The organism is Streptomyces sp. MB09-02B, assembly GCF_033794485.1.
Classification (GTDB): domain Bacteria; phylum Actinomycetota; class Actinomycetes; order Streptomycetales; family Streptomycetaceae; genus Streptomyces.
Genome location: NZ_JARGEE010000417.1, coordinates 1 through 7,529 on the forward strand (window position 1 = coordinate 1; position 7,529 = coordinate 7,529).

At 72.2% G+C, this 7,529-nt stretch carries 4 protein-coding genes and 1 pseudogene; 3 read left to right on the forward strand and 2 right to left on the reverse strand.

Translation table 11 applies throughout. From position 1 onward, the window contains the following. Positions 1–2,137 (reverse strand): annotated as a pseudogene (locus P1P70_RS36485) (hypothetical protein); the annotation flags it as partial. A gap of 249 nt (positions 2,138–2,386) precedes the next feature. Between P1P70_RS36485 and P1P70_RS36490 the strand changes: the two are divergent. Then, entirely contained in the window at positions 2,387–3,220 is an 834-nt protein-coding gene (locus tag P1P70_RS36490) for an NPP1 family protein (RefSeq protein ID WP_319245436.1), read from the forward strand. 76 nt (positions 3,221–3,296) lie between these two features. Here P1P70_RS36490 and P1P70_RS36495 read toward each other — a convergent pair whose 3' ends face one another. Then, entirely contained in the window at positions 3,297–4,082 is a 786-nt protein-coding gene (locus P1P70_RS36495) for a mechanosensitive ion channel family protein (protein WP_319245438.1), read from the reverse strand. Positions 4,083–4,412: 330 nt separating this feature from the next. Here P1P70_RS36495 and P1P70_RS36500 point away from each other — a divergent pair, with 330 nt between their 5' ends. After that, positions 4,413–6,398, forward strand: a complete 1,986-nt coding sequence (locus tag P1P70_RS36500) for an Ig-like domain repeat protein (protein WP_319245439.1) — start codon at positions 4,413–4,415, stop codon at positions 6,396–6,398. A 252-nt stretch (positions 6,399–6,650) separates the two neighbouring features. Next, positions 6,651–7,382: a response regulator transcription factor gene (locus P1P70_RS36505; RefSeq protein ID WP_319245440.1), complete on the forward strand. Its 732-nt coding sequence runs from the start codon at positions 6,651–6,653 to the stop codon at positions 7,380–7,382. Positions 7,383–7,529: the final 147 nt, after the last annotated feature.

Genomic DNA, 7,529 nt, shown 5'->3' on the forward strand with positions numbered 1-7,529 from the left:
CCACATAACTCCGCCCGCTCGCCCCGAACGCGATCCCCGCCCCGCCGGACGGCAGGGGCGCGCCGCCGGTCCACCGGCCTGCGCGTATGTCCCACAGGCGGACACCGCCGTGGCCTTCGCCGCCCCCGACCCCGCCCCCGTTCGGGGTCGCGATCGCCAGGATCCGGGCATCGGGGCCCGCGGCCAGGACCTCGCCCGCCGGGAGGCGGCCGGAGGCGATGGTGCGGCGGGTGGCGAGGTTCCAGGTCTGCCAGGTGCGGTCGTCGACGCTGAGGAGGGTGCGGCCGGAGTCGGCGAGGAAGCGCTGGGAGCGGTACCCGGAGGCGGGGTCGGAGAAGGCGTCCACCTCCGGCTGCGCGAGGGAACCGAGGAGGGCGCGGCGGGTCTCCGGGAGCGGGGCGATGCGCCAGGAGGCGACGCCGAGGAGCAGCGCGGCGCGCGGATCGGTGGTGCGGAGCCCGTCCGCGACGGCGGCGACCCGGCGTGCGGTGTTCTGCGTGCGTTGGACAAGGTTGTCATCGCGCTGCCGCCAGGCCGCGAGCCCCGCGACGAGCGCCACCGCGAGGACCGCCGAGAGCGCGCCCACCAGGGTCCGGGAGCGGCGCGTGGCACGGGCGGCGGCCAGGCGCTCGGCCTCGCGGACGTCGAACGCGGCGGTGAGGAAGGCCCGTTCGGCCTCGGTGAGCGCGAGGTCGGCGGCATGGCCGGGGAAGACCTCCTCCGCCCGGGCCAGCCGGGTCCCCCGGTAGAGGGTGCCGGGGTCGCGGTCGTGCTCCAGCCACGCGCGGGCCGCCTCCGTGAGCTGCCGGTGGTGGCGCAGCCGTTCGCGGTCCCGGTCGATCCAGCCGCGCAGCCGGGGCCAGCAGCCGATCAGCGACTCGTGGGCGAGGCGGACTCCCTCCTCGTCGACGGTCAACAGCCGTGCGCGGGCGAGGCGTTCGGCGACCAGGGGGATGTCGGGGTGGGGGCACTCCGAGAGTTCGTCCCGGGTCAGCGGGCGCCCGGTGTCGACGGTGCCCCGGCCCGGCTCGACCAGCCTCAGCAGCAACTGCCGGGCGGCGACCGCCTGAGGGGCGGGCAGTTGCTCGTACACGGCCTCGGCGCTCGCCGCGATCGCGCCGTTGAGGCCGCCGGCCGCCTCGTACGCGGCCGTCGTCAGCATGCGGCCCCGGCGGCGGCGCCAGGTCTCCAGCAGGGCGTGCGACAGCATGGGCAGCGCGCCGGGCCGGCCCTGGACCTCCTCGACGACGGTCGCGGCGAGCGACCGTTCCACCAGGAGCCCGGCGGCCTGCGCGGGCCGTACGACCGCCTCGCGCAGTTCCTCGGCGGTCATCGGGCCGACCGCCAGCCCGGCGTGGCGCAGTACCTCCGCGAGGCCGGGGTGTTCGGCGCAGCGGGCGTGGAAGTCGGCGCGTACGGCGATGAGGACCCGGAGCCGGGAGCCGGGGTCGCGGGCGGTCAGCAACAGGTCGAGGAAGCGCGCGCGTTCCGTCTCGTCCCGGCAGAGGGTGAACACCTCCTCGAACTGGTCGACCACGACCCAGCTGTCGGGCTCGCCGTCGCCCACGGTCAGCAGATGCCCGTACGTCTCGGCCGGACGGGCGCCCGGCGTGAACACCCGCAGCACGGACACGCACTCCTGCCGGGCGATCCGCTCGCGCAGCCGGGGCAGGAAACCGGCCCGCAGCAGGGACGACTTGCCGCTGCCGGAGGCGCCGAAGACGGCGGCGAGGCGGTGGGCGTCGACGAGGTCGCCCAGCTCCTCCACCAGCCGGTCGCGGCCGAAGAACAGCTCGTGGTCGTCCGGTTCGAAGCGGGCGAGGCCCCGGTACGGCGCCGGGTGGTCCCCACCGTCGTCCACGACCGCCGCGCCGGCCGCGGCCTCGGCCTCCTTCCAGCGCGTCTCCCACTCGGCCGGATCGCCCCCGCACGCCTGGACGTAGCCCCGGACGACAGCGAGGGAGGGCAGCCGTTCGCCGGCCGCCGCCTGGGAGAGGGTCGTCGCGGAGAAGCCGGCGGCCTCGGCCATCGCCCGGTAGGACGGACCGCCCGCCGTGCGGCGCAGCGCCCGCAGTTGGTGGGCGAGGCGCTGCACGGGCCCGGCCGCCGGGTCGAGCGGTCTCTCGGGACGCCCCACAGGATCACCCACTTCCGTTCAGGCGGCGCTCACCATACGTACGCAGGTGGACACGCGTAACCCTGGGCGCGCGAAGTGTGGTGTTGATGACAGCGGCGGTACGCCGGGCCGAACAACTCGGAAGCGGGGTTCCGAGTTGATTGCCCCGGTGGAGGGAGGTGCCGATCAACCCTCCGCTTGTCAGCCTCGGTCCCGCAGAGCCGGATCACCGGCGTCCCCCACGCTGAGCCGAGTGGAGAGAAACCGCTGATGTCCCACGCTACGAAGAGGTCCACGGAGTCCGTGCGATCGCGCCTCGCCCGTCTCGGCAGGGCCGCGGCGGTCACGGGCAGCGCCGTCGCCCTGACCATCGGGTTCACCGGCAGCGCGCACGCCGGCGTACTGAACCCGCTGAACCAGAGCACGACCTCGTTCCAGAAGACGTTCCAGCCGGTCTTCGACTACGACTCCGACAGCTGCTTCCCGGCGGCGGCGATCAATGCGAGCGGCACCCTCAACGGCGGTCTCGACGACAGCGGGCCGGTCACCGGACAGTGCCGCTCGGGCCACCTCGGCAAGGCCAACACGTACTCGCGTGTGAAGTGCAACAACGGGTGGTGCGCCCTCGTCTACACCCTGTACTTCGAGAAGGACATGAGCTGTGCCGACTGCACGGCCACCTCGCACCGGCACGACTGGGAGGCGGCGGTGGTCTGGGTGCGGCAGGGCGCGAGCACTCCGGAGTACGTGTCCGTCTCCGCGCACGGTGGCTACTCCACCACCACGTTCGCCTCGGTCCCGAAGGACGGGGTCCGGCTGAAGGTCGTCTACCACAAGGACGGCGCGCTGACCCACGCCTTCCGGTTCGCCAAGTCCGGTGAGACGGCGGAGGCCTGGGGCGACGGCGGCTGGGACTCCCCGGGCCTGGTCAGCTGGAACAGCTACCCGGGCACCAGCAACACCTGGACGTCGAGCCTCCAGTCCCGGATGCAGGACGCCACCTGGGGCGACGCCAACTTCCCGCTGAAGGACGGCCGCTTCACCACCGAGCTGAGCCGCGCGAAGCCGTCGGGCATCGCCTTCGACCCGAACGGCGCGGGCTGACACCACAGCGGCAACGACGGCGGCGGCGCCCGGCTCTCCATCGAGAGCCGGGCGCCGCCGCCGTCGTGCGTGGTGTTCAGATCTCGGTGCTCGCCGAGTCCGCCCGCTCGCGGGAGCCCGCCTGGTGGCCGATCGCCGCCTCGCGGCTCGCCCGGTACGCCGCCACGCTCCCGCGCGCCTGCACGGTCTCCCGCTCCACCGTCGTCAGCATGCGCTCCCAGCGCTGCCGCATGGGCCCGATCAGCCCGCCGCCGACACCGACGACGAGGATGCCGGCGACCGTGCCGAGCGCGGCGTAGAGGACCGGCCGGGTGACGTCCTGCGCGATACCGGCCTGGCCGAGCGCAGCGATGACGCCGAGGCCGACGACGCAGGCCCAGACGGCGGTCGCGAGGGTCCGGCCGTAGGAGAGGGAGGCGAGCGCGCCCCCGACGAGCCCGCGCACCGCGCCCGCGACGGCCATGGCGACGACCACGAGGACCACGGCGACGACGGCGCGCGGCAGCCAGCCCACGATGTCGTCGATCAGCGCGCTGACGGGGTTCGCGCCGAAGACACCCAGCGCGAACTGCAGGGTCATCAGCATCAGCGCGTAGTACACGATCCGGCGGAGGACGCCGGTCAGGTCGTACGAGGAGTCCCGCAGCAGCCGTGACGTTCCGGCACGTTCGGAGAGGCGCTCGGAGCCGATCCTGCGCAGGACGCGGTCGACGACGCGGGAGACCAGTTTCGCGACGAACCAGCCGACGACGAGGATGACGAGGAAGGCGACGAGTTGCGGTACGAACTGCGCGACCTTGGACCAGGCGTCGTTCAAGCCCTGGGTGAAGTCGACGGACAGGTCGACGGACAGGCTGACCATGGGTGGTTCTTCCCTTCGCGGGTACGTCGGGTACGTCCCCTCCCCTTGTGGATAGCAGTGGGCCGACCGGGTGACGGCGCACCTCAGGGCCGTTCGGGTGACCGCGCGCGGGGTGCGTGGAGGGCGCGTGCGCCGGAGTGGACGTCCGTCCCGTAAATCCATTGAGTTCTCAACCACCCCCTGTGACGCTCTTGTCAGTGGCATGACTTACTCTTCGCTCACGCGTCACAGGTGTCACCCGCGCGGCACAGGTCGAACACACCGGCCCCGCCCGACGGCATACGACGACGCGCCCATTCTTTCGTTCCGGGGGGTTCGAAACCCGTGCGTATGCGTACTCTTCCGGCTGCCACCGCGCTGGCAGTCCTCTTCAGCTCGGCCGCGCTCGCGGTCGGCACGGTCGCGCCCGCCGCGGCCGACAGCAGCAAGGTCCTGCCGGTCCAGTCGGCGGGTGACTTCCTCGTGGACGGCGCCCACCACCGGGTCTTCGTCAGCGACCCGTACAGCGGCAAGGTCGTCGCCACGGACTACTCGGGCACGGTCCTCGGCACCGTCGCCTCCCTGCCCGGGGTGACGGGCCTCGCCCTCTCCGCCGACTCGGGCACCCTCTACGCGGCCGTGCCCGGCGCCGACACGATCGTGGCCATCGACGCCCTCGGCATGACCGAGGCCGGGCGGTACGCGACCGGCGACGGCACCAAGCCGACGCACCTCGCCCTCGCCGGCGGCAAGGTCTGGTTCGGGTACGGCGACAAGGAACACGGGGACATCGGTTCGCTGGACGTCTCCGGTGAGCAGCCCGTGGTGGCGCTCGCCCAGGACGCCGACACCGACTGGACGGGCGCGCCCCGGCTCGCCGTGTCCCCGGCCGACCCGGACGTGGTGGCCGCGGCCTCCCCGGAGGTCTACTGGTTCAACCTCGCCGTGTTCGACGTCTCCGGCAGCACGGCCGTCCGTACCGCGCGCGTCGGCGGTCCGGGCCAGTCCGGCATGACCAGCGACCTCGCCTTCACGCCCGACGGCAGCCGGCTGATCACCGCCCAGGCCGGCGACCAGCACAAGGTGTGGCAGACGACCGACCTCGCGCAGGTCGGCTCGTTCACGACGGAGCACCACCCGAACTCGGTGGCGATCGCCCCGGACGGGACCCTCGCCGCCGGGACCGACTCCCCGTACGACCCGGACATCTACGTCTTCACGCCGGGTACGACGACGCCCGTGCGGGAGTACGAGCTGCCGGACACCGACACGATCAGCGGCTCCGACCACCTCGCCACCGGCGGGCTCGCCTGGGAGCCGGGCGGCAGCAGGCTGTTCGCGCTGACGGGGAACTTCGACAGCGAGTACAGCCTCCGCGTCTACGACGACCCCACCAAGTCCAAGCCGGCCCTGACGGTCAGCGCCCCGGCGACGGCCACCCGCGCCAAGCCGCTCACGGTCTCCGGCACCCTGACGGCCACGCTGCCGCTGCCCGCCGGCACCCCGCTCACGGTCACCCGGACCGACCTGGAGTCCCCCACGGGCAAGTCGCTCGGCACCAAGACGCTGGGCACGGGCGGCAAGTTCTCCTTCACGGACACCCCGCCCGCCGGTGGCAAGGTCACGTACAAGGTGTCGTACGCGGGCGACGCGCAGCACACCGCCGCGGCCGCCTCCCGCTCCGTCGAGGTCTCCCGGGCGACGCCCGCGCTGACGCTGGACAAGAACCGCAAGACGTACGCGTACGGCGCGGACGTGAAGTTCACCGCGCACCTCGGCTCGACGTACAAGAACCGCAAGGTCGAGATCTGGGCCGACCCGTACGGCTCGGACAGGCCGAACAAGCTGGTGAAGTCGGGGACGGTGAACTCCAGCGGCAACCTGTCGGTCACCGTGGACCTCAAGCGCGACACCAAGCTCTCGGTGAAGTTCGCGGGCGACGCGCGCTACAAGGCGAGGACGGTCACCAACACCGTCTACACCAAGGTCGCCATCGCGTCGTCGATCTCGGGCCACTACACGACCCGGACGGCGTGGGGCCAGAAGTACCACTACATCCGCAAGTCCAAGGACCCGGTCCTGAAGACCACGATGTCGTACTACCCGGAGCGCAAGCAGCGCCTGCAGCTGCAGTTCCACTACGACGGCGCCTGGCACGACGGGGGCTCCGAGTACTTCCCCCTCGGCACCGCGGGCAAGTCCGACGTGACCCTCACCGGCACCCCGACCACGAACGTCCGCTTCCGCTTCCGCTCGGAGTACCACGACACGAGCTCGGGCGACAACGTCAACACCACGACGTACGGGGCCTGGAAGTACTTCATCTTCACCCCGTAGCGGTAGCAGGCAGTACGGGGGGCGCTCCCGTCCGGGGGCGCCGTCCACACCGATGGCCCGCGACGTCCGACGTCGCGGGCCATCGGTGTGTCACGCCCCGACGACCTCGCGACGGCGAAACAGCGCGCCAGGAACCAGGCGTTCCGAATGATGTTGAAAGCGGTCTCCCTTACCTGTCGGTACGTGTGACGATACGGCCCTGTTCGAAACTTGAGACCTCGATCTGAGGCCACGGTCGCAAAGGAACAGGACATGACCACGCCTGTGCCCTCCGCCTCTTCAACAGTCCCGCCCGCCGGTTCGGCGGGGCGCTTGCTCGTCGTGGACGACGAGGAGGGGATCCGCGCCATGCTGACCATGGCGCTGGAGTTCCTCGGCTACCAGGTGACCGCCGCGGCCACCGGCCGTCAGGCCCTCCAGGCCGTCACCCGGTACGACCCCGATCTGATCCTCCTCGACGTCAACCTCCCCGACCTGAGCGGCTTCGAGGTGTGCCGGACCCTGCGCGACCGGGGCAACGCGGTCCCGGTGCTGTTCCTCACCGGGCTCGGCGGGGTCGACGACCGGGTACGCGGGCTGGACATGGGCGGCGACGACTTCGTCACCAAGCCGTTCGAGCTGAAGGAGATCGCCGCCCGGGTCCGCGCCCTGCTGCGCCGGGCCGGCGGCGGCCACCCCGCGCCCGACCGCAACCGCCTCCGCGCCGGCGCGGTCCAGCTCGACGCCGACGCCCACCAGGTCTGGGCCGACGGCCGTCCCGTCGACCTCACCACCACCGAGTTCGCCCTCCTGCGCTACCTCATGGAGAACCCCGGGCGCGTCCTGTCCCGGCGCCAGATCCAGGAACGCGTCTGGAACCACCGCGACGAGGGTTCCGGCGTCGTCGACACGTACATCTACTACCTGCGCCGCAAACTGGGCGAGCCGGGCCAGTCCCTCATACGAACGGTCAGAGGAGTGGGCTACCAACTGTGCGCCAATTGAACGAGGCCTTTTCCGGGCCGGCCACGGGCGCGGTCCGAGCCGGTCGGTTGGGTGGGTTGTGGCGATGAGTGGGTTCACCGGGCTGGGGGAGAGCATCCGGGCGGTCGGGCTGCTCGCGCCGGATGACACGTACTCCCGGCCCCGCCC